General features: G+C 62.0%; 23 protein-coding genes. 11 read left to right on the top strand and 12 right to left on the bottom strand.

Features of this window, described 5'->3' with window-relative positions; translation table 11 throughout:
• Positions 1-33 precede the first annotated feature (33 nt).
• The 6 genes from queA (at position 34) to aroE (ending at position 4,741) form a co-directional block, all read left to right on the top strand.
• On the top strand, positions 34-1,110 hold the full coding sequence (queA, locus tag E8L03_RS14330) for a tRNA preQ1(34) S-adenosylmethionine ribosyltransferase-isomerase QueA (protein WP_171267701.1): 1,077 nt from the start codon (positions 34-36) through the stop codon (positions 1,108-1,110).
• A 114-nt stretch (positions 1,111-1,224) separates the two neighbouring features.
• Positions 1,225-1,473 (top strand): 4Fe-4S dicluster domain-containing protein, encoded by a 249-nt coding sequence (locus tag E8L03_RS14325; RefSeq protein ID WP_144234199.1) that lies wholly within the window; start codon positions 1,225-1,227, stop codon positions 1,471-1,473.
• Positions 1,470-2,558, top strand: coding sequence for a 3-methyl-2-oxobutanoate dehydrogenase subunit VorB (locus tag E8L03_RS14320; protein ID WP_144234200.1), 1,089 nt, complete (start codon positions 1,470-1,472; stop codon positions 2,556-2,558). Before E8L03_RS14325 ends, E8L03_RS14320 begins: the two co-directional genes overlap by 4 nt.
• Positions 2,559-2,560: 2 nt before the next feature.
• The gene (locus E8L03_RS14315; protein ID WP_144234201.1) at positions 2,561-3,313 is read left to right on the top strand and encodes a thiamine pyrophosphate-dependent enzyme; all 753 of its coding nucleotides are present in this window, start codon (positions 2,561-2,563) and stop codon (positions 3,311-3,313) included.
• Between the two features lie 9 nt (positions 3,314-3,322).
• Positions 3,323-3,886, top strand: coding sequence for a 2-oxoacid:ferredoxin oxidoreductase subunit gamma family protein (locus E8L03_RS14310; protein WP_144234202.1), 564 nt, complete (start codon positions 3,323-3,325; stop codon positions 3,884-3,886).
• Positions 3,887-3,901: 15 nt separating this feature from the next.
• Positions 3,902-4,741 (top strand): shikimate dehydrogenase, encoded by an 840-nt coding sequence (gene aroE / locus E8L03_RS14305; RefSeq protein WP_171267700.1) that lies wholly within the window; start codon positions 3,902-3,904, stop codon positions 4,739-4,741.
• Between the two features lie 121 nt (positions 4,742-4,862).
• Here the strand turns inward: aroE and E8L03_RS14300 are convergent, their stop codons facing one another.
• Positions 4,863-6,503 (bottom strand): lytic transglycosylase, encoded by a 1,641-nt coding sequence (locus E8L03_RS14300; RefSeq protein WP_144234204.1) that lies wholly within the window; start codon positions 6,501-6,503, stop codon positions 4,863-4,865.
• A gap of 241 nt (positions 6,504-6,744) precedes the next feature.
• Between E8L03_RS14300 and E8L03_RS14295 the strand changes: the two genes are divergently transcribed.
• The gene (locus E8L03_RS14295; RefSeq protein WP_244963534.1) at positions 6,745-7,515 is read left to right on the top strand and encodes a TrmH family RNA methyltransferase; all 771 of its coding nucleotides are present in this window, start codon (positions 6,745-6,747) and stop codon (positions 7,513-7,515) included.
• A 15-nt stretch (positions 7,516-7,530) separates the two neighbouring features.
• Here the strand turns inward: E8L03_RS14295 and fliQ are convergent, their stop codons facing one another.
• The 10 genes from fliQ to era all read right to left on the bottom strand — a co-directional run bounded on the left by fliQ (position 7,531) and on the right by era (position 15,089).
• A complete protein-coding gene (gene fliQ, locus E8L03_RS14290) occupies positions 7,531-7,800 on the bottom strand; it encodes a flagellar biosynthesis protein FliQ (RefSeq protein WP_144234206.1) in 270 nt (89 codons plus the stop codon).
• A gap of 19 nt (positions 7,801-7,819) precedes the next feature.
• Complete coding sequence (fliP, locus tag E8L03_RS14285; protein ID WP_144234448.1) at positions 7,820-8,497, bottom strand: flagellar type III secretion system pore protein FliP; 678 nt, start codon at positions 8,495-8,497, stop codon at positions 7,820-7,822.
• Between the two features lie 55 nt (positions 8,498-8,552).
• Positions 8,553-9,488 carry a flagellar biosynthetic protein FliO gene (fliO, locus tag E8L03_RS21015; RefSeq protein ID WP_244963533.1) on the bottom strand — a complete coding sequence of 312 codons (936 nt, stop codon included), beginning with the start codon at positions 9,486-9,488 and terminating at the stop codon, positions 8,553-8,555.
• Complete coding sequence (gene fliN / locus E8L03_RS14275; RefSeq protein ID WP_144234207.1) at positions 9,481-10,071, bottom strand: flagellar motor switch protein FliN; 591 nt, start codon at positions 10,069-10,071, stop codon at positions 9,481-9,483. Before fliN ends, fliO begins: the two co-directional genes overlap by 8 nt.
• A 12-nt stretch (positions 10,072-10,083) precedes the next feature.
• Entirely contained in the window at positions 10,084-10,587 is a 504-nt protein-coding gene (locus E8L03_RS14270) for a flagellar basal body-associated FliL family protein (protein WP_342356072.1), read from the bottom strand.
• 32 nt (positions 10,588-10,619) lie between these two features.
• Positions 10,620-11,366, bottom strand: a complete 747-nt coding sequence (locus E8L03_RS14265; RefSeq protein WP_144234208.1) for an OmpA/MotB family protein — start codon at positions 11,364-11,366, stop codon at positions 10,620-10,622.
• A gap of 1 nt (position 11,367) precedes the next feature.
• Positions 11,368-12,213 (bottom strand): OmpA/MotB family protein, encoded by an 846-nt coding sequence (locus E8L03_RS14260; protein ID WP_171267698.1) that lies wholly within the window; start codon positions 12,211-12,213, stop codon positions 11,368-11,370.
• An 18-nt stretch (positions 12,214-12,231) separates the two neighbouring features.
• Positions 12,232-12,993, bottom strand: a complete 762-nt coding sequence (locus E8L03_RS14255) for a motility protein A (RefSeq protein ID WP_144234210.1) — start codon at positions 12,991-12,993, stop codon at positions 12,232-12,234.
• Between the two features lie 10 nt (positions 12,994-13,003).
• Positions 13,004-13,705, bottom strand: a complete 702-nt coding sequence (locus E8L03_RS14250; RefSeq protein ID WP_144234211.1) for a YggS family pyridoxal phosphate-dependent enzyme — start codon at positions 13,703-13,705, stop codon at positions 13,004-13,006.
• Positions 13,706-14,033: 328 nt separating this feature from the next.
• Positions 14,034-15,089: a GTPase Era gene (gene era / locus E8L03_RS14245; protein ID WP_235896514.1), complete on the bottom strand. Its 1,056-nt coding sequence runs from the start codon at positions 15,087-15,089 to the stop codon at positions 14,034-14,036.
• A 128-nt stretch (positions 15,090-15,217) separates the two neighbouring features.
• Here era and E8L03_RS14240 point away from each other — a divergent pair, with 128 nt between their 5' ends.
• Positions 15,218-15,493 (top strand): hypothetical protein, encoded by a 276-nt coding sequence (locus E8L03_RS14240; protein ID WP_144234212.1) that lies wholly within the window; start codon positions 15,218-15,220, stop codon positions 15,491-15,493.
• 168 nt (positions 15,494-15,661) lie between these two features.
• Here the strand turns inward: E8L03_RS14240 and sfsA are convergent, their stop codons facing one another.
• Positions 15,662-16,408, bottom strand: coding sequence for a DNA/RNA nuclease SfsA (gene sfsA, locus E8L03_RS14235; protein ID WP_171267697.1), 747 nt, complete (start codon positions 16,406-16,408; stop codon positions 15,662-15,664).
• A gap of 176 nt (positions 16,409-16,584) precedes the next feature.
• Here sfsA and E8L03_RS14230 point away from each other — a divergent pair, with 176 nt between their 5' ends.
• The 3 genes from E8L03_RS14230 to E8L03_RS14220 all read left to right on the top strand — a co-directional run bounded on the left by E8L03_RS14230 (position 16,585) and on the right by E8L03_RS14220 (position 20,737).
• The gene (locus E8L03_RS14230) at positions 16,585-17,760 is read left to right on the top strand and encodes a pyridoxal phosphate-dependent aminotransferase (protein ID WP_171267696.1); all 1,176 of its coding nucleotides are present in this window, start codon (positions 16,585-16,587) and stop codon (positions 17,758-17,760) included.
• Between the two features lie 123 nt (positions 17,761-17,883).
• Positions 17,884-19,341 carry a sensor histidine kinase gene (locus E8L03_RS14225; RefSeq protein WP_144234215.1) on the top strand — a complete coding sequence of 486 codons (1,458 nt, stop codon included), beginning with the start codon at positions 17,884-17,886 and terminating at the stop codon, positions 19,339-19,341.
• Positions 19,342-19,360: 19 nt separating this feature from the next.
• Positions 19,361-20,737, top strand: coding sequence for a sigma-54-dependent transcriptional regulator (locus E8L03_RS14220; protein WP_144234216.1), 1,377 nt, complete (start codon positions 19,361-19,363; stop codon positions 20,735-20,737).
• Positions 20,738-20,739 lie beyond the last annotated feature (2 nt).

Below are 20,739 nucleotides of genomic sequence, written 5' to 3'. Positions count from 1 at the left end.
TATCAGGTTTGGGAATCTGGAGTTTCGAGACAAATGAACGAGTTTGATTTGGATGCGTACGATTTCGAGCTGCCCCAGGAGTGCATAGCCACGCACCCCACGGCAGAACGAAGCGCATCGCGTTTATTGGTTGTGGACCGCGCGAGCAAAGTCCTTACAGATGAGCAAACGAAAGACGTGGCCTCGCTGCTGCCCAAGGGCGCACTGCTGGTGGTCAACGATACCCGCGTGGTGCCGGCGCGTTTGCACGGCCGGCGGGATACCGGCGGCAAGGTGGAGTTCCTGCTGCTCACGCCCATTCCGTGCATGGACGTGCGCGCTATCCATGACGGCTGGTCGGCCGCGGACGTCGAAGGGCTGGTGAAGTCCAGCAAGGGTCCCAAGCCTGGCGAGCGCATCCCGCTGGGCACGGGCGTGGCCATGGTCATGGGCGAGAAGGGCGAGTTCGGCCGAAGCCATGTAACCATGGAGTGGCAGGGCGATCTGGCGGCCAGACTGGAAGAGAATGGGGAGATGCCGCTGCCGCCGTATCTGGGTCGCGCTCCGGAGGACTCGGACAGCCGGCGCTACCAGACCGAGTTCGCCAGGGCGGAGAAGGCCGGGTCCGTGGCCGCGCCTACGGCCGGTCTGCATTTTGACGCCGGCATCCGCGCCAGCCTGGAGGATGCGGGCATCGAGATCGCCACGGTAAGCCTGTACGTGGGCTACGGCACCTTCAGCCCGGTGCGGGCGCAGGATATCCGCGAGCATGTGATGCACGCCGAGTTCGCCGAGCTCACGGCCGAGACGGCCGAGCAGATTCGTCGGGCCAAGGAACAGGGCCGGCCGGTTATCCCTGTGGGCACCACCAGCCTGCGCACACTGGAGGGGGCCTACGCCGCCACCGGCGATATCGCGCCGTTCAGGGGTTGGATAGACATCTTCATCAAGCCGCCGTACACACCCATGGTGGCGGACGGTTTGTTTACAAACTTTCACCTGCCCAAATCATCGCTGTTCATCCTGGTGAGCGCGCTTGCCGGAAGGGAGTTTATGCAACGCGCCTATGCGCATGCCCGCGACAGCGGGTACCGTTTTTTCTCCTATGGCGACGCTATGCTTATTCTGTAACAAAACCGGATGGATAGGCGTGCAGATATGAAAAACTTTGCCGCATGAGTGTTTTTAACGTAATGTTGCGGCCCCGTAAGAATTGGGAATCAACGACCAATGCATGGAGGTAGCATGGCCCGCGTGACCATACTCGATGAACGGTGCAAGGGTTGTATGCTCTGCACCACGGTCTGCCCCAAGGATGTCCTGGCGCAGTCCGATCGCTTCAACCAGCAGGGGTACAAGGTCGTGGAGGTCGTGGACGAGGAATCGTGCACGGGTTGCACAGCTTGCGCCATGATCTGTCCGGATTACGCAATCCGGGTCTACAAGCCGGTCAAGCCCAAGGCGAAAGCCGAATCCAAGGAGGCAGGACAATGAGCTCCGCGCGAGACGGCGAACGTATATTCATCAAAGGCAACGAGGCCGTGGCGCACGGCGCCCTGGCCGCCGGTTGCCGTTGCTACTTCGGCTATCCCATCACGCCGCAGAACGACATTCCGGAGCTGCTCTCCTCGCTCATCCCGGCCGCCGGCGGCCAGTTCGTCCAGGCGGAAAGCGAGGTGGCGGCGGCCAACATGCTGCTGGGCGCGGCTTCGTGCGGCGTGCGCGCGTTCACCTCGTCGTCCAGCCCGGGCATATCCCTCATGCAGGAGGCCATCTCCTACATGGCCGGCTCGCAGCTGCCCGGCGTCATCGTGAACATGGTGCGCGGCGGCCCCGGCCTGGGCGATATCGGTCCTTCCCAGGGCGACTACTTCCAGGCGGTCAAGGGCGGCGGCCACGGCGACTATCGCCTTTTTGTGCTCGCGCCGGCCACCTGCCAGGAAGCATATGATTTCATGATCGAGGCGTTCCACCTAGCTTTCAAGTACCGCAACCCGGTCATGGTGCTGGGCGATGCGATCCTCGGCCAGATGAAGGAGCCCGTGACCACGTGGACGCCGGCTGCCGGTGATCCGCTCTATCACGACGACACCGAGGGCGCCGAGTGGCGCCTGGAAGGCAAGGGCGAACGCCCGGCGCGGCTGCTCAAATCCTTGTATCTGGAGGAGGGCGCCCTGGCGACCCACAACAGGATGCTCGTGGCCAAGCACGAGTCCATGGAGCAGGACGCCCGCGCCGAGGAGTTCCTCTGCGACGACGCCGAGCTGATCGTCGCGGCCTTCGGCTCCATCGGCCGCATCGTCAAGTCCACGGTGCGCAACCTGCGCGCAAAGGGCCACAAGGTCGGCCTGTTCCGGCCCATCACCCTGTTCCCCTTCCCCACGAAGCAGATCGACGCGCTGGCCGCACAGGGCAAGCGCTTCCTGACCATCGAGCACAACACGGGCCAGATGGTCGACGACGTGCGGCTGGCCGTACGTCACCACGCCGACTCCGCGTTCTTCGGCTGCATGCCCGGCGATCTGCCGAGCCCCGAGGACTTCGTGGAACCCATCCTCAACGTTTTGGAGGGCAAGTAGCCATGGCTGAAGTGCTTGAAAAAGAAGCCTTTGTCCTTCCCGAGAATATTGTCGACCGCGGCAGCCACTACTGCCCCGGCTGCCATCACGGCATCGCGCATCGACTGGTGGCGGAGTGCCTGAGCGAGCTCGGCCTGGTGGACGAGACCATCTGCGTCAGCTCCATCGGCTGCTCGGTCTTCATCTACAACTACATCGACATGGACACCATCGAGGCGCCGCACGGCCGCGCGCCTGCAGTGGTCACCGGCGTGAAGCGCGCCCGGCCCGACAAGTTCGTCTTCTCTTACCAGGGCGATGGCGACCTCGCGTCCATCGGCCTTGCCGAGTCCGTGCACTGCGCCAACCGCGGCGAGAAGGTCTCCATCGTGTTCGTGAACAACACGGTGTACGGCATGACCGGCGGCCAGATGGCCCCGACCACCATGATCGGCCAGAAGACCACCACCTGCCCCGGCGGCCGCTGCGAGGACAGGGAAGGTTCGCCCATGAAGATGGCCGAGCTGATGGCCTCTCTGGGCGGCACGGCTTTCTCCGCGCGGGTAGCCACCAACAATATGAAGAACATCGTGAGCGCCAAGCGCGCGATCATGAAGGCCTTCCGCTGCCAGACGGAAGGGCACGGCTTCGGCTTTGTGGAGCTGCTTTCGGCCTGCCCCACCAACTGGCGCATGACCCCGGTGGCGGCCAACGAGCGGGTGGAGAAGGAGATGATTCCCTACTTCCCCCTCGGAACCTACAAGGACTTCGAATAAGGAGCAGCCATGAGCCTTTATCAGGACGTGATCATAGCCGGCTTCGGCGGCCAGGGCGTCATGCTCATCGGCAATCTCTTGGCCTACGCCGCCATGGGAGCGGGCAAGAACGTGACGTATATGCCGGTCTACGGCCCGGAGATGCGCGGCGGCACAGCCAACTGCACCGTGGTAATCTCCGAGGATGAGATCGGCTCGCCGCTGATCCGCCGGCCCAAGAGCCTGATCATCATGAACCGGCCTTCCCTGGATAAGTTCCAACCCATGGTCCAGGACAACGGCGTTGTAGTTATCAACTCCTCGCTCATTGACGAGGATCTGGCCGACAGAATGCGCACCAAGCCGGTGTTCGTGCCGTGCAACGACATCGCGGACAAGATCGGCAACCTGCGCATGGCCAATATGGTGGCCCTGGGCGCGTATACCCAAGCCACAGGCGTGCTGCCTCTGGAGGCGGTGCAGAAAAGTCTGGAGAAGGTCATTGCCAAGCATTACGCGCACCTGATTCCCAAGAACGCTGATGCACTGGCCGCCGGCGCCGAGCATGCGGCCAGGCAGATGGAGACGGCGTAATAGGAGGCATTTACAATGCCCAAAGACGATGGTGACGTTCTTGTTCCGGAACGGGTGTGCGGGCTCATCGGGCACCCGGTGCGCCACAGCATGGGCCCGGCGCTGCACAACTGGGCGCTGCAACGCGCGGACCTGCCATGGGTCTACATGGCCTGGGACGTGGCCCCGGACGACCTGGGCCGGATGATGGACGCCGTGCGCCTGCTGCCGATCGCCGGCCTGTCCGTGACCATCCCGCACAAGGTGGCGGTGATGGAGTATCTGGACGGCGTGAGCGAGCGTGCGCGCAAGGTGGGCGCCGTGAACACCCTGCACTGGCATGGCACCAAGCTGTTGGGCGAGAACACGGATGTAGACGGCTTCCTGGCTCCGCTGGAGGCCATGGGCAAGGCGTTCGACTCAGCCATGGTGCTGGGAGCCGGCGGCGCAGCCCGCGCCGCCCTTACCGCGCTACAACATCTGGGCATCCCGGACATTCGTATTACGAATCGTACACGGAGCAAGGCGGAGGCTCTGGCCGCCGACTTCGGCGTGGATGTCGTGGATTGGGAAGCACGCACCAAGAGCCCGGCGGCCCTGCTCGTGAACACGACATCTTTGGGCATGAGCGGAGACCACGTCGAGGATACGCCGTGGCCGGCCGAGGCGTTTCCGGCGGAGTGCACGGCCTATGACATCGTGTACAACCCGTTGCGCACTCGCTTCCTGCGTGAGGCGCGCGACGCCGGCTGCGCGGTGGTGGACGGCCTCAACATGTTCGTCCACCAGGGCCTTGCCCAGTTCAGACTGTGGACAGGGCAGAGCTTCCCCGCGGACCTGGCCCGGACCCTGCTTCTGGAGCAGCTTCGCGGTTGATCCGGCCGGCAGAATCCGTGGTTTGACCAGCGCGGCGTTAGTGCGGCGCACTACTGAGAGTAAAAACAAAGGGCCGTCGGAAATCCGGCGGCCTTTTATTGTGTCTGGAAGTCGGGATGAATCAATCGGATGTAAGCTGGATGGAGTCTCCGGGCATGAGCGTGGAGCTGCGGTCCAGATTGTTCCAGGCGAGCAGGTCCTTGGGCGAGAGCTTGAAGCGCCGTGCAATGGACCAGATGGTGTCTCCGGAAGACACGGTGTAGGTTGAGCCGGACGAGTTGGTGGCTACGCGGGTGGCGTGCTCTTTCTTGGCCTGGCCGGGAATCACGATCTCCTGGCCGGCGCGCAACGAACGGGCCGACTTCAGGTTGTTGGCGGCCATCAAAGTCTTGACCGGCACGCCGAAGTGGCGCGACAGGGAGTAGAGCGTGTCGCGATGCTGCACGCGATAGGTGCCGCCGCTGCCCGTAGTAACCTTGTTGTCGGAGTCGTTGGAGGCCACCGCGGTGTGGGAGCCCTTGGTGCGCGGCACCCAGAGCTTCTGGCCTATGCGCAGGCGCGCGGAACGGGTCTTGTTGATGCGCATGAGTTCGCGCGTGCTGATGGGATAGCGGGAAGCAATCTGCGAGTAGGTGTCGCCCCTGCGGACCGTGTATCTGGTGTACTTCACGGCGCTGGCCAGCACAGGCTTGCCGCCAAGATAGGCGCTGCAGGCCTGGGCCTTCTGGCCGGGCACGTACACGGTGCAGACGCGGTCCGGCGGGGTCTGGTCGGAGATGAGGGCGGGATTGAGCTTCTTGAACTCGCTCCAGGAGAGGCCGGAGCCTTTGGCCAGGGACTCCAGGTCGAGGTCGGACTTGGCGACCACGGGCTTGCAGTCCAGGGAGCGGTCCATCATGGGGTCGTAGCCCAGGGCCGTGTGGTTGTTGAGGATCTTGACCATGGCCAGGAAGCGGGGGACATAGTGCATGGTCTCCTCGCGCAGACGGTCACTGGCCGGGAGAGTGTCGTTCACGGCGGCTATGTCGAAGAAGTTCTTGGCGCCGGTGGCCTGGACAAGCCGGCCCACGCGGCCTTCGCCGGCGTTGTAGGCGGCCAGGGCCAGGGTCCAGTCGTTGAACGTGCCGTGCAGGAAGCTCAGGTAGTCGGCCGCGGCCTTGGTGGCCTTGAAGACGTCGAGCCGCTCGTCCATGTATTTGTCGCATGAAAGGCCGAACTTGCGGCCGGTGGAGCGGATGAACTGCCAGGAGCCAGCAGCCCCGGCGTGGGACTTGGCCAGGGGGTTGTAGCCGGACTCGATAAAGGGCAGGTAGGCAAGCTCTGTGGGCAGGCCGCGGCTGCGGAAGTAGTCCTTGGCCGCCGGCAGATAGAGCTCGGCGCGGTCCATCCAGGTGACGATGGTGCCGCGGCGCTCCCGGTTGAGGAACAGGAACTGCCGGGTTATGAGCAGCCGCGCCTCGGGCGTTTCAGGATGCTTGATCTCGCCCTCGGAGAGGATGGCGATCTTTTCCTCCTGGGTGAGGTCCACGTTCTCCGGTCCGGCCGCTTCCAGGTCCTGGTCAAAGTCCTCAAGCCCTTCTATGCCGTGGGTTGGATAGGGTTCTATGGCCGGAGCATCGGCCACGTTCATATCCTGTTTGGCGGCGCAGGCGGAGAGGACGAGCAGAGTACCGAGAAGAAGAGGGAGAAGGACGGAACGGGGATGTATCCAGGGGGCGAAGCCGCGCTTTTGGCTGATGCGGCAAATAACTTGGCGGGTCATGATAAAAACGCTCCTTATGGCGGGGTAAGAACACCATATCTCGGTCGCGGAGTTGGAAAACAGACACGTACCGAAGGCGTCGGTTGAGTCATAACTGCATGGACAAGTATCCGCAAGTCGTGCGAAAAAGCACGCATCTGGTGCATCTGTCCATAGTTTTCAATGCGACGCGCGCATCTACTACCATGTAACAAAGCAATTGTACAGTAGTTACAATGCTGTAAAAAGGATACGCATGGCCGTGAAACATACTCAGAAAACCAGCCCGGAAGAAGGCCTGGTTCCTGGCCGGAAACCTGTCCACGAGTACGTGAAACAGCATCCGGAGCGCATCGAGCAAGTGCTTGTGCAGAAGGATAAAAGCACAAAGGAGTTGGCGCCGCTTCTGTACCAGTGCAGGCAGCGCTCCGTACGGTACGTGCTGGTTCCGAGAAACAAGCTGGACGCACTCTATCCGGGCAACCATCAGGGCGTTATCGCCCGTGTCTTCATGTCCGGATTCATGGATGTGAAGGAGTTTCTGCAGAGCGTGGGCGACGCGCCCTTGCGCATGGCCGTGGCCCTGGACCAGGTGCAGGACCCGCACAACGTGGGTGCGCTGGCCAGAACGCTCTACGCCATGGGCGGAGCCGGCATTCTGGTGACCAAGCACAACTCCGCGGCCCTGGGCGCAGGCGCCGTCAAATCCTCGGCGGGCACGTTGCTTGATCTGCCTGTAGGGCGGTGCGTCAACCTGTCGCAGACCCTGGAGACGGCCAAGGAGATGGGGCTGTTCGTGTACGGTCTGGCACGCGGGGAGGGCGCCTTGGACCTCTTTGATGCCGACCCGGCCTTTCCGGCCGTGTTCGTGCTCGGCAACGAGGAGAAGGGGCTGCGTCCGGGCGTTGCCAAGGCGTGCGACGCCATCTACGAAATCCCGTTTGCCAGAAAGGCGGACTCTCTCAACGTGGCTCAGACCGGTGCGCTGGTCGTGGGTCGGATGCATGCGATCACTCGTACGTCCAAAGGGTGATCCCTGCCAGGGCTGCTATCGTATATAGTTGGGAATGTTGATGATGATGTCCTGCGCAAAGGTGATGAGCTTGTCCAGAATCCAGGGGAAGGCGATGAGCAGTGCGAGGAAAGTGGAGACGATCTTGGGGATGAAGGTCAAGGTCATTTCCTGAACCTGGGTGGCGGCCTGGAGAATGGAGACGACAACGCCCACCACCAGACCGACCAGCAGCATGGGCATGGAAACCATGAGCGCCAGCTCGATGGCCTGCCTGGCAAAGCCAATGACGAAATCCTGGGTCATAATCCTGGTCCTTTTCCGGTCATGATAGAAAACTGTTCACCAGAGATCCCGTGAGCAGGCCCCACCCGTCGATCATCACGAACAGCAGAATCTTGAAGGGCAGCGAGACCATCACCGGCGGCAGCATCATCATGCCCATGGAGAGCAGGATGGACGCGACCACCATGTCCAGCACGAGGAAGGGAATGTAGATGAGGAAGCCGATGGTGAAGCCCGTCTTGAGCTCGCTGATGACGTAGCCGGCGGCCAGCATGATGGTCGGAACGTCCTCCTTGGACTCCGGCCGATCCATCTTGGTGATCGAATAGAAAATGGAGAGGTCCTTCTCGCGGGTGTGCTTGAACATGAACTCGCGCAGGGGCACCTGCGCCTTGTTCAGCGCGTCGGTAAAGCCGATCTCCTCGTTGAGGTACGGCTGCAGGGCCTCGTCGTTTATCCGCGTGCCCACCGGCATCATGATGGCGATGGTCATGAAAATGGCGAGGCTGGCGAGCACCTGGCTGGGCGGGAGCTGTTGCGTGCCCAGGGCCTGCCGCAGGAAGTGGAAGACGATGATGATCCTGGTGAACGAGGTCACCGTGAGCATGATGGCCGGAGCCAGGGAGAGGACCGTGAGCAGGAAGAGGATTTCGAGGAGGACGGAGATCTTCTCGGGCTCCGTGGCCCCGCCGGAAAGCCGGAGCTGCAGGTCCGGCATGACAATGTCCTCGGCGGCGTGGCCAAGGTGCGGCAGCAGCAGGATGAAAAGCAGGCTAAGAGCGGGAACTACGAGCTTTGGCCAGCATTTTCGAGAAAGCAGTGCCGCTTTGAGTGGATGGAGTATGTTCAGGAACCTCGTCGTCATCATCGGTCTCCGTCTCGGTAAGCAAAGTGATGTTGGAGTCCGTGACTCCCAACACCAGCCGCTTATTCAAGAACCGGACCACTGCGACGGAACGTCGAGGTCCCAGAGGAAGTTGCGCTTCGAGCTGAAGGGTTCCCCGGCCGAAGACGCCACCTCCAACTGCGCGGGGTCCAAAGCGTTTGAGCAGATAGAAGCCACCGCCGAGCACGGCGAGAATGAGGAAAATGGAGCCGATGGCCTGGAAGTAACCGGACCATCCCAGGGTGGAACCGGGCAGGGGGGGCTCCTTCTTTTCGGCTTCGGCCGCCGGTTTTCCGGCACCTGGCTCGGACGCGGGTTTGGATGCAGATTCGGAAGCGGATTTGGATGGCTCGACAGCGCCGCGCGACTCGGTCTTGCCCACGGCCTGCGACTGCGTCGCGGTCGTGTTGACGGCCTCGCTCTCTTCCGACCCATTACCGGAAACGCCGGCAGGGGCGTTCTGGCGGGCGGCCTCGGTCTCGCCGGCGGCCGTGGCTTCGGCAGGAGCCGCTTGGGATGCATTGTCTGCGGCAGGAATGCTGGCCTGGGCCGCCTCCCCGCTCGTCTCGTTGGCGGATGCCGCCTGTGCGGCGGATTCAGCAGCTGTCTTGTTTGCGGACTCGGCCTGTGCTGCGATCTTTTCGGCAATGGACGCGGTTGCGGTGGCGTTGCCGGTCTGCGCCAGGGCCGGACGCGGCGCTACGCAGGACCACGTCAGCACGAGGAGCAGCGCAAGGGCCGGAACGAGAGCGCAATGAAGCGCCGCACAGGACGTGCGTTCGTACCCGGCCGTGTGCCACTGCGAATAGCCGCGCCTAGCCAAGCTGCTTGACCCGCTCGATGGGGCTGATGATGTCCGTCAGCCGGACGCCGAACTTCTCGTTGATGACCACGGCCTCGCCGCGGGCCACGAGCTTGCCGTTGACGTAGATTTCGAGCGGTTCGCCGGCGAGCTTGTTGAGCTCCACGACAGATCCCTGGCCAAGCTGCAACAGCTCGTTGATGAGCAGCCTGGTGCGTCCCAGCTCGGCGGAAACGTCGAGGGGGATGTCCAGAATGAAGTCGAGTTCGTGCTTGGTGCCGTCCGTTCGGGGGCTCTTGGCCTCTTCTGTCAAATCTTTGAACTGAGCAGTGGAAGCCTGATTGGAAAGCGATTGCTGCTCGGTCTTTTTCTTGGAGAGCTGCGCGCTTTCATCTTCCGCAAGAGCCTTGGCCCACTCGTCAGCAAGGGCTTCGTCCTCGCTCACGTCGGAGCCCGGCGACTCCACGCCGCCGCCTCCTGTGTCCTGGGCGGCCTGCTCCGTGCCGAGATCCTCGCCGAAATCCTCGGGGATGTCCTCGGAGTCCTGCTCGGCGAGCGCTGCGGCCCATTCGGCTGCCAATTTTTCTTGATCTTCGTCAGCCATAACAACCTCTCGTTATTGGATAACCATTTCGGTGAAATAGACCTGCTCTACCTTGGGGCCGCCGAGAACGAGGTTCAGCCGCTCCACAATCTCCTTCTTGAGCAGGATCTTGCTTTCCATGGAGGAAAGATCCGAGAAGGTCTTGCTGGAAAGCAGCATGATGAGCGCGTCGCGCACCTTGGGCTCGTTCTTGGTCAACTGCTCCGTGGCGTCCTTGCTGTTTACTTCCACGTCCAGAGTGAGCTTGAGATACCGTCTGCCCAGCGGATCGGCAAGGTTCACCAGGAACGGCTGCAGCGAGACGACCTGGGAGTCGCCGGATGGAGCGGCCTGCTCCTGCGCCTGTGTGGCGTTCTCCTCCTGTGCGGACGTGTCCTTTTTGCCGGCGATGAACTTGGTATAGGCAAAGTAGCCGCCGCCACCAAGGACGAGAAGCAGCACGAGGAGCAGAATCCACTTCAGCATGGATTTCTTTTTTTTCGGGGGGGCTTCCCCGCCTTCAATAGCGTCTGGCACGTGTCGACTCCTTGGCGTTCAGGGGCGATGGATCAGTATCCGCCCAGGAAAGGTTTGGTCTTGAGCATGATCTCCACACGGCGGTCGGGCACCGGCTCTTCCCCCGGGGCCGCATCGTACGGCGAGTTGGGGCCGTAGCCCGAAATGGAGAAGCGCTTCTGGGGCACGCCGTTATGCACGAAGTAGGCGAGTACGGCCATGGCCCTGTCCATTGAAAGATCATACGGGTCGATAGGTTTCTGTTCAACCGGATTCCAGAGGTCGGCCCCGCCGGCCGTGTGACCGGCCACGTTGATGTCCGCGGTCATGAACAGAATAAGCTCCGTGAGCTGCTGCAGGAGCTGCCGCGCGTCGTCGGTCAACTCCGAGCTGGCCGGCGCGAACAGAAGCTTGTCGGAAAGCACCAGGGCCAGGCCCTCCGGTCGCTCCAGCACCTGGATGTTCTCGAACACCGTGGAGCGGTTCATGTCCGGCGGCAGCACGTAGTCCGGAAAGAGCAGATCCTTGATCCGGTTGGGCTTTTCCACGACTGAAAACGGCTCCTCCAGAAGATCGAGGAGCAGCTGGATTTTTTGCGGTACGCGTCCGGCCGACTGCGGCGAGATGAAGCCCAGATTCTGAGTAAAGACGTTCACCTTCGTGAGAATGGTGTGGTCCATGGACGACATGGACAACAGCAGCACGAAGAACGTGAGCAGCAGGGTGGTCAGGTCGGAGAAGGTGATGAGCCATGACGGATCGCCCCCGCCGCCCGAGCTTTTCTTGCGCTTGCGGGCCATCTCAGGGGACCTCCGTCTGGTTGTTGTCGCCGGGGCGGCTCACGTTGAAACGGAAATCCTTGTAGATGAAGACGTTGCCGTCGTCCTTCTCGCCTCGGCCGTACTTGCGCAGCATGCTGATCCAGTGCTCGTTGCGGCGGTCCAACACGATGTCCACACGGCGGTTGGCCTTGCGGCCCTCCGGAGTGTCGTTGCTGTCCCTGGGCTTGAACCGGCCGAAGGCCTCCACAAAGAGCTTCTCGGGGTCCATGCCGCGCGAGAGCAGATACTTGTACATGCTCATGACGCGGTGGAAAGAGAGCTTCCAGGAGAAGTCCAGGGTCGAGTCGTCGCTCAGGGTGATGTCGTAGCTCGCCTCTTCCTCGCGGCGGATAGAGGTGTGGCCGGCCAGCAGCAGTGGAAAGTCGATGTCCAGGAGCGCGGGCAGCATCCGGTCCAGGACATGCTTGCCCTTTGTCGAAAGATGGGTAGAACCTGGTTCGAAGAGCACGTCGTCGTTGATGGAGAGGATTTCCACATACTTGTTGTGCTGGAAATCGATATCGTCCTCGAAATCCTCCCAGAGCATGTCCTTGAGGGGCTCCAAGTCGTCGGCGCTATCCAGCTCCAGGGGGCCGGGTTCCATGGTCAGCCGGCGGTTGTCCACGGAGCGGGGATCGAAGCCCTGCTGGCCAATGCCGAAGGTGCCCAGGATGGAGCCGAGCACCACGAGCTTGCGTCGCTCATCGATGACCGACATGGAGACCAGAAGCACGAAAAAGGTCAGCATCAGGGTCATCATGTCCGAGAACGTGATGAGCCAGGTCGAGCCTTCTTCTTCCTTCTGTTTCTTCTCTTTGCGTGCCACGAGGCGGCTCCGTCCCTGCTAGGTTTCCTTGCGCCTGTCCTTGGGCGGCAGGAAGCTGGTCAGCTTTTCCTCGATGATGCGCGGGTTCTCGCCCTTGGAGATGGCGAGGATGCCTTCCATGACCATTTCCTTGATCACGACCTCGTCCTTGCTGCGCTGCTTGAGCTTGCCGGCCATGGGCAGGAAGACCAAGTTGGCGAAGACGGCGCCGTAGAACGTGGTGATGAGCGCCACGGCCATGGACGGGCCGATGGTGGAAGGGTCGTCCATGGTCTGGAGCATCAGGATGAGGCCGATGACGGTGCCGATCATGCCCATGGCCGGAGCGTATGCTCCGAAGGTGGAGAGAATCTCGGCGCCGGTCTCGTGGCGGCCTTCGAGGTAGGTGATTTCCTTTTCCAGAATCTCCTGGATGGCCTGGGGCTCCAGACCGTCCACAGTGAGCTGCAACCCTTTCTTCAGGTACAGGTCCTCAATATCCTTGATGATCGGCTCCAGGGAAAGGATGCCTTCGCGGCGGGCGCGGTTGGCGTACTCCATGAACTGCTCGATGATCTGGGAGGGCGATTCGACTTTGGACATGAAGGTGTGCTTGATCACGCCCATAACGCCGAGCACGCTGCGCAACGGATAGTTGACCAGCGTGGCGCCGATGGTTCCCCCGACCACGATGAGCAGCGATGGCACGGAGATGAAAATAAGGATGCTGCCATTGAAAACAATGGATGAGATCACCAGCCCGAAGGACAGAATGATGCCGATGATTGTGGCCAGATCCATTGAACGCTCCTCAATACTCTCGGGGGCCGAAAATAGCCGTGCCGATGCGGACGCACGTTGCGCCTTCAGCGATTGCTTGTTGAAAGTCCCCGGTCATGCCCATTGATAGCGTCGGTAGCGTGACGCCCAGGCGACGTTCCAGATCGTCACGTAATTTTCGCAGCTTGGCGAAAAAGGGCTGCGCGCCGTCAGGATCGTCAAAGAAGGGCGGCAGGCACATAAGCCCCTGCAGCGACAGCTCCGGCATGCCGAGAACGGCCTCGGCCAGCTCCGGGAGCTTCTCTTCCATGACGCCGGACTTCTGTTCTTCGCGGCCGACGTTTACCTGAATGAGCACGGACTGGGTAACACCTTGATCCACTGCCGCATTATGCAACTTGTGGGCCAGCTTCTCGGAGTCGAGAGAGTGGAGCAGGTGGAACCGGCCCACGATTTCCTTGGCTTTCCGGCTTTGCAGACCGCCCACAAAGTGCCAGCGCACACGCGGATCGGCTATTTCTTCCTGCTTGGCCAAAGCCTCCTGAACATAGGACTCGCCTATGTCGAGCTGCATCGCGGCAATGGCGCGGCGGACCGCCTCGGCGGGATGCTTCTTGGCGATGGCGATGATCGCGACGTCTTCCATGGAACGCCCGGCCCGAATGCAGGCCGAGGCAACACTCTCGCGGACGTGCGCGAGATTCGCTTCGATTGGTGCGCACTCGTGTGCCATATTTTTGGAGGTGATCGAAAACGAGGTGATACCCTACCGGGAATGCGTCGATCGGCTACATTCCGGGAGTAGCGGGAAAAGATATGAGGGCCATCAACTGCGTGGAAACATAGCAGCGAGGCGGGCAGGGTACAAGGCGGCCGGCGGGGAAGACGCAGACCGCCTTGTGATGGCGTTGTCCAGGAAGCTTTAGAAAAGTCCTCTCACTGCAGGCTGATCAAAAATCACGCGGGCAAGGCGCAGGAAAAGCTCAAGGTTGACGCATTCATAAGATGCGCCAGGGTTTGAGCTTTGTATAGCAACGCAGCCAGCTGAAGATGTTCAACGACTAACCCAAGCCGAGCTGGCGCAGCATGGCCGGGTTCTCGGGCCAGTTCTCCTTCACCTTCACCCAGACCTCCAGGTGGACTTTCCTGCCGAGCATGTCCATGAGCTCGTGCCGGGTCTTGGTGGCGGCCTCCTTCAGTACGCGGCCGTCCTTTCCGATCACGATGCGCTTGTGCGCCTGCCGCGCCACGTAGACCACGGCGCTGATGGAGATGCGGCCCGTGTCCGGGTCCTCGAACCACTCTTCGATGTCCACGGCCAGAGAGTACGGCACCTCCTGCCGCGTGGCGTCGAACAACTTCTCGCGCAGCAGCTCCGAGGCCATGAAGCGCATGGGCGCCGTAGAAACCTGGTCCGGCGGGAAGAGCGGCGGCGATTCCGGCAGGTGCTCGATCATGCCGTCCAGCAGCGGGGGCAGCCCCTCGGTGCGCAAGGCCGAGATGGGGTAGAGCGATGCGCCGGGGAACGCATCGGCAAGCTCTTCCATGATCGGCAGCAGGGCGTCCTTGGGCTTGACGATGTCCACCTTGTTCAGGGCCAGGAGCAAAGGCCTGTCGGACTCCAACAGGGGTTCGGCCAGGTCGCGCACCTCGTCCATGAAGGCGGCGGTGCGGCTGGCGGCAAAGGCCATGTCCAGTACCAGCACCACCACGTCCGCGCCGGAGAGAGCCTGCCAGGCGGACTGGAGCAGGGCGCGGTTCATCTTGCCGCCGCGGTTGTGCAGCCCGGGCGTGTCGAAGAACACGAGCTGCTCCATCTCGCGGGACAGGATGCCCGTCACCTGGGTGCGCGTGGTCTGCGGCTTGGAGGTGACGATGGCCACCTTCTGGCCCACCAGGGCGTTGAGCAGGGTGGACTTGCCGGCGTTGGGCGGTCCGAGCAGGGCGACCCAGCCGGCGCGAAAGCCCTCGGGCACCTCGATGTCCAGAGGCATGGCGATCTCGCGGCCGGGCAGGGCCTCGGGATCGAAGTTCTCCGGGTCGAACTCCAGATCGTCCGGCGAGAAGCCGTCCTCGTCCTCAGAATATTCGTCGTTGGGGTAAGTATCGTCGTTCATCTGACGGGAAGTGTCTCAGCAATCTCGGTTAGTCAAGGCCCAAAGGCAAAGAATACCCGGGAATCGTGAGCTGCGCTTGTGTAAACGCATGGTAAACGATATGAAAACAGGAACAGGGAGGTACGGGGATGGCCAAGAAAGTCAAGTCTGTACGTGTTCCTGCGGAGCTGGAAGAGCTCGATCTGACCCGGCTGGTGCATGAGTGCGAGGGCTATTTGCGCGATCTGGAATCAGCCAGCCTGCTCAAGGCACAGGGGGACGATGCGGCGTCCAAGGCATTGCTCGATGCACGGCGGGACGACCTGGGCCGCAAGGTGGCGCGCATCGTACTCCAGGCCAGGGCTCGCTACGGCCTGCTGAAACACCTGGACAAGGATGAGGTGGAGGGCTCGACCAAGGAGTAATCCTTTCTTTTTCGTAGATTATTGAGGGGCAGCTATTTGGGCTGCACCGTCAGGAGGTAATCCCTGCCCGCATTCAAATTATTTCTAGTTGAAAGTCTTTGGAAAGGGGGTCGGGGGAATAACCTTTCTACCAGAAAGGTTATTCCCCCAGCACAAGCCTTTCACAAATCATTTTTCGCACCGCTCCTGCGGAGCAACGGGCAGGCAGTGCTCCAGAACCACGCCGGTTTCATCCACGCGGGCGACGTATGGCCAGACCTCCACGCCGGCGGCCATGGCCTGGTAGAAGACGTCGGCGAACTGCGGGTCGATAAAGTCGGCCGGCGCGAAGCAGGCGCCGTCGCTGCGTTGCACCAGGCAGAGAATGCCGGCGCGCATGCCGGCGACGGCCAGGGCGGCGAGCTCGGCCAGGTGCTTGCGGCCGCGCTCTGTGGCCGCGTCCGGAAAGTAGGCCACCTCTTCTTCCACCAGCGTCACATTCTTGGCTTCCAGCCAGCAGGTCGGCAGGTTCGGGCCGTCGAGTCGGCCGTCGAAGCGCGAGTCCCCGGACCGTTTCTCGGCGGCAAAGGTTTCGTAGCCGGAGAGATCCAGCTCCTGCCGCATGTCGGCCGAGCGCATGATGGCCGCGAGCATGCGGTTGGGCGTGGATGTGTTCACGCCGACCCACATGCCGTCCAGCTGCACGGCCTCCAGGGTGTAGGGCAGCTTGCGCTTGGGGTTGGCGGCAGGGGAAAAAAGGGCGGGCATGCCGTCGCGGATGAGGCCGAGCATGGAGCCGGAGTTGTTGGTGTGCGCGCAGAAGGGCCGGCCTGCGTTGTCGAGGGCGTGAATGGTAAACCTTTTTTCACGCGAAACGAGCCGCGCCTGGAACGTCCCCGGTGGATGAGGAATTACAGGACGCTTTGGGGGAGACATGGGATGGGCTCCTGAACGAATGCGGCCGGACGCGGGCAGCGGCCAGACAAAAAGGTGCGGGTATTCATCAATAAAAATACTGGCGTGTGAAAGCTCGAAGGGGTATGGGGCCGGGAAGGCCACGAGGACACGAAAACATACTATAAAAAGGCATCCATATCATTCGAGGTGGATTCATGCGTATTGCAAAGCGTCTCCAGGAAATCAAGCCGTCAGCAACACTGGCCGTATCGTCCAAGGCCATGGAGCTCCGGGCCCAGGGTAAGGAAATCATCAGCCTCTCGGTGGGCGAAACCGACTTCCCCACGCCGGAGCACATCCGCACCGCCGCAAAAAAGGCGATCGATGAAGGCTACGCCCGGTATACCCAGGTCCCCGGGCTCCCGGAAGTGCGCGAGGCCGTGGCCGGCTACTTCAACAAAACCACCGGCGTCAGCGCCGAGGGCAAGCATACCATTGTCACCAACGGCGGCAAGCAGGCGCTCTTCAACCTCTTCCAGTGTCTGCTGGATCCGGGCGACGAGGTTCTGGTGCCTGCGCCGTACTGGGTGTCCTACCCGGCCATGATCCAGCTGGCCCAGGGCGTCACCGTTGCGGTGCCCACCACGTCGGAGAATGGGTTCAAGGCCCAGGTGGAGGATATCAAAGCCGCGATAACCGACAAGACCCGGGCAATCATCATCAGCTCGCCGTCCAACCCCACGGGAGCCACCTACTCCCGCGAGGAATTGGACGCGATCATGGAGCTCGTTCTGGAGAAGGGGCTCTTCGTTATCTCCGACGAGATCTACGACCAGTTGGTGTATCCCCCTGCAGAGCACGCCTCCGTGGCGCCGTGGTGGGAGAAGGCCCCGGAGCAGGTGGCCGTGCTGAACGGGCTGTCCAAGTCCTTCTGCATGACCGGCTGGCGCGTGGGCTACTGTCTGACGCACGAGGACATGATCAAGGCGATGAGCAAGATCCAGAGCCAGTCCACGTCGAACGTCAACGTTATCGCCCAGAAGGCGGCCATCGCCGCGCTCACCGGCCCGCTGGATGAGCTCAAGACCATGCGCGACGTGTTCATGCGGCGCAGGGACCTGCTGCTGGAGCGGTTGAACGGCTGGTCCGGCGTGACATGCCCCAAGCCGGACGGTGCGTTTTACGTGTTCCCGGACGTCTCGGCGCTGTACGACGCTAAACGGCCCGACTCCACCACCATGTGCACCTCGCTGCTGGAGGAGGCTGGCGTGGCCACGGTTCCCGGCGCGGCTTTCGGCGAGGACCGCTGCATCCGGATTTCCTACGCCTTGGACGACGCCGTGATGAGCGACGCGCTGGATCGCATCGCCAAAGCGCTTGGCCTGTCCTGAACCGGGTGCTGGAACTCTTCAGAATGTTCCCGTATCGTCTCGGGAAATTTTGATTGCCATGGGAGGCCCGGAGGCGGACACGCCGGGCCTTCCTGATTCATGCCGAAGCGTCCGCCAGGCCCCATGCAGAACAACACGAACCACACCGACCCGGGCGACTCCTTTAGCACAACGTTTGGATTCACGAAGATCCTCTCGATCTCCTCGCTCGTGCTCATCCTGGCCACGGGGCTCGTGCTTTCCGTGGTCATCGCCAACTCCGCGCGCCAGACACTGCTCGACAAGCAGGAGCAGTTCGCCACCCTGGTGGCCGAAAACCTGAACCACCAGATCTACCGGCGGTTCATTCTGCCTACGCTCATTGGCTTCGGTTCCATCGAGCTTTCGCAGGAGGCGCAGTACGACAGGCTGGAGCGCACCATCGAGTCCTCCACCCGCGGCCTGAACATCCGTTCGCTGCGTATCTACGATCTGGAAGGCGCGGTGAGCTACTCCATAGACCGCAAGGAGGTGGGCAACAAGGAGATGGCCGACGACAAGGTGCAGCGGAGCATCAAGTCGCTGGACAAGAGCTTCGAGATACACTCTACCATCTCCAAGTGGTGGGGCATTTTCATGCTGGACGTGGAGGACGACTCCGTGGTGCTGCGCACCGTGTACCCTCTGCGCATGGAGGACGACCTGGTGGGCCCGGAGCGCAAGCGCGGTCCGCTTATCGGAGTGCTGGAGCTACGCCAGGACATCTCCGGTGACTATACGACTGTTTTGCGGTTCCAGCGCGTTATCATTGCGGCGTCTTTGCTAAGCTCCCTTGGTCTTTTTCTTATGCTGCTTGCGATTATCCGCAAGGTGGACCGCGCCAACGCAGAGCGCATCAAGGAGCGCAACCGCCTGGAGCGCGAGCTGCACCAGAGCGAGAAGCTCGCCTCCATGGGCCGGATGGTGGCCGGCATCGCCCATGAGATCCGCAACCCCCTGGGCATCATCCGCTCCAGCGCCGAGCTTCTGCTCAAGAAGACGAGCTCGAAGGAAGACCTCCAGGCGCGCATGCTCAAAGCCATCTATGACGAGTCCAAGCGGCTCTCCCAGACGGTGAACGACTTCCTGGACTACGCCCGGCCCAGGGAGAGCAAGCGCGAGCCTGTGGACGTGGGCAAGCTCCTCGAACAGGCGCTTGTGTTTTTGGAGCCCGAGTGCGAGAAGAACAAGGTGGAGGTCAAGAAGGACTACCACCTGGAGCCGGGAAGCCTGATGGTGAGCGGAGACAAGGACCTGTTGTACCGCGCCTTCTACAACATCCTGACCAACGCCATGCAGGCCATGGAAGGACCCGGCACCATCTACGTCCATGCCGAAAAGAATGAAGGCCAGCTCAACATCGCCTTCACGGATACGGGGCCAGGCTTTGACGAGGACTCCCTGGACAAGCTCACTGACCCGTTCTTCACCACCAAGGACAACGGCACGGGGCTCGGGTTGACCATCCTCAAGAACATCGTGGAAAGCCACGGCGGCGCACTCATCCTGGCGAACGGGCCCGAAGGCGGCGCCCACGTCCAGATCCGCCTGCCCCTGGCCTGAACCAGCTAGTACGCACCATATGTCTACGCATATCCTTTGTCTCGACGACGAACCCAACTACGTGCTCATCCTCGAAGCGCTGCTGAGTGAGGAGGGGTACTCCGTCACTGCGCTCTCCGACCCCGAGACCGCTCTCGCCTATCTCGATGAGTCCGAGGTGGACGTGGTCATCACCGACATGAAGATGCCCAAGCTCACCGGGCAGCAGGTGCTCGACCACATCAAAAAGAACTTCCCCTACATCCCGGTGATGATCATGACCGCGTACGGCTCCATCGAAGGCGCCGTGGAGGCCATGAAGCTGGGCGCCTTCGACTACATCACCAAGCCCTTCGCCAACGAGGAGCTGCTGCTCTCCGTACGCAAGGCTTCGCAGATGGCCGAGACCCAGCGCCAGTACCGCGTGCTGCAGGAAAGCCTGAGCCTGCGCTACGGCAAGCACCAGATCATCGGCAACTCCAAGGTCATGCAGACCGTCCTGGCCATGATCGACCGCGCCGGCCCCTCCAAGGCCACGGTGCTCATCACGGGCGAGTCCGGCACGGGCAAGGAGCTGGTAGCCAAGGCTATCCACTTCTCCTCGACGCGCGATAGCGGGCCGTTCATCTCGGTCAACTGCGCCGCGCTCAACCCAGGCGTGCTGGAGAGCGAGCTCTTCGGCCACGAGAAGGGCTCCTTCACCGGGGCCGTGGCGCGAAAGCGCGGCCGGTTCGAGCTGGCCCACGGCGGCACGCTCTTTCTCGACGAGATCGGCGAGCTCTCCCAGGACATGCAGGTCAAGCTCCTGCGCGTGCTCCAGGAGCGCAGCTTCGAGCGCGTGGGCGGCACCGAGCAGATCAGCGTGGACATCCGCCTGGTGGCCGCCACCAACAAGGACCTGCCCGAGGCCGTGAAGAACGGCACGTTCCGCGAGGATCTGTACTACCGCCTCAACGTCATCCAGATCGAGATGCCCGCCCTGCGGGAACGGCGCGAGGACATTCCACTGCTGGCCGCCCACTTTGCCCAGAAATACGCCAAGGAGAACGAGATCGAGCCCAAGGTCTTCTCTCCGGAGGCCGTGGGTTACCTTATGGGCTACGAGTGGCCCGGCAACGTGCGCCAGCTGGAGAACGTGGTGGAGCGCTGCATGGTGCTCGCCGGCTCCGACACCATCGGCGTGGACGACCTGCCGCCCGAGATCAAGGACGAGGAAGCGCAGTTCAAATCCGCCGTGGACCTGCTGCCGGTCAAGCTCGACCTGTCCGACACTCTGGAGAAGATCGAGGCCGCCCTGGTGCGCCGCGCCCTGGTCCGCAGCGACTTTGTCCAGGTCAAGGCCGCGGAGCTCCTGGGCGTTTCCAAGAGCCTGCTCCAGTATAAGCTCAAAAAGTACAAGATCTCGGCCCATCCGTAAGA

The sequence above is a fragment of the Oceanidesulfovibrio marinus genome, assembly GCF_013085545.1.
In the GTDB taxonomy this organism is placed as follows: Bacteria; Desulfobacterota; Desulfovibrionia; order Desulfovibrionales; family Desulfovibrionaceae; genus Oceanidesulfovibrio; species Oceanidesulfovibrio marinus.
This window is presented reverse-complemented; position numbering and strand designations above follow the sequence as displayed.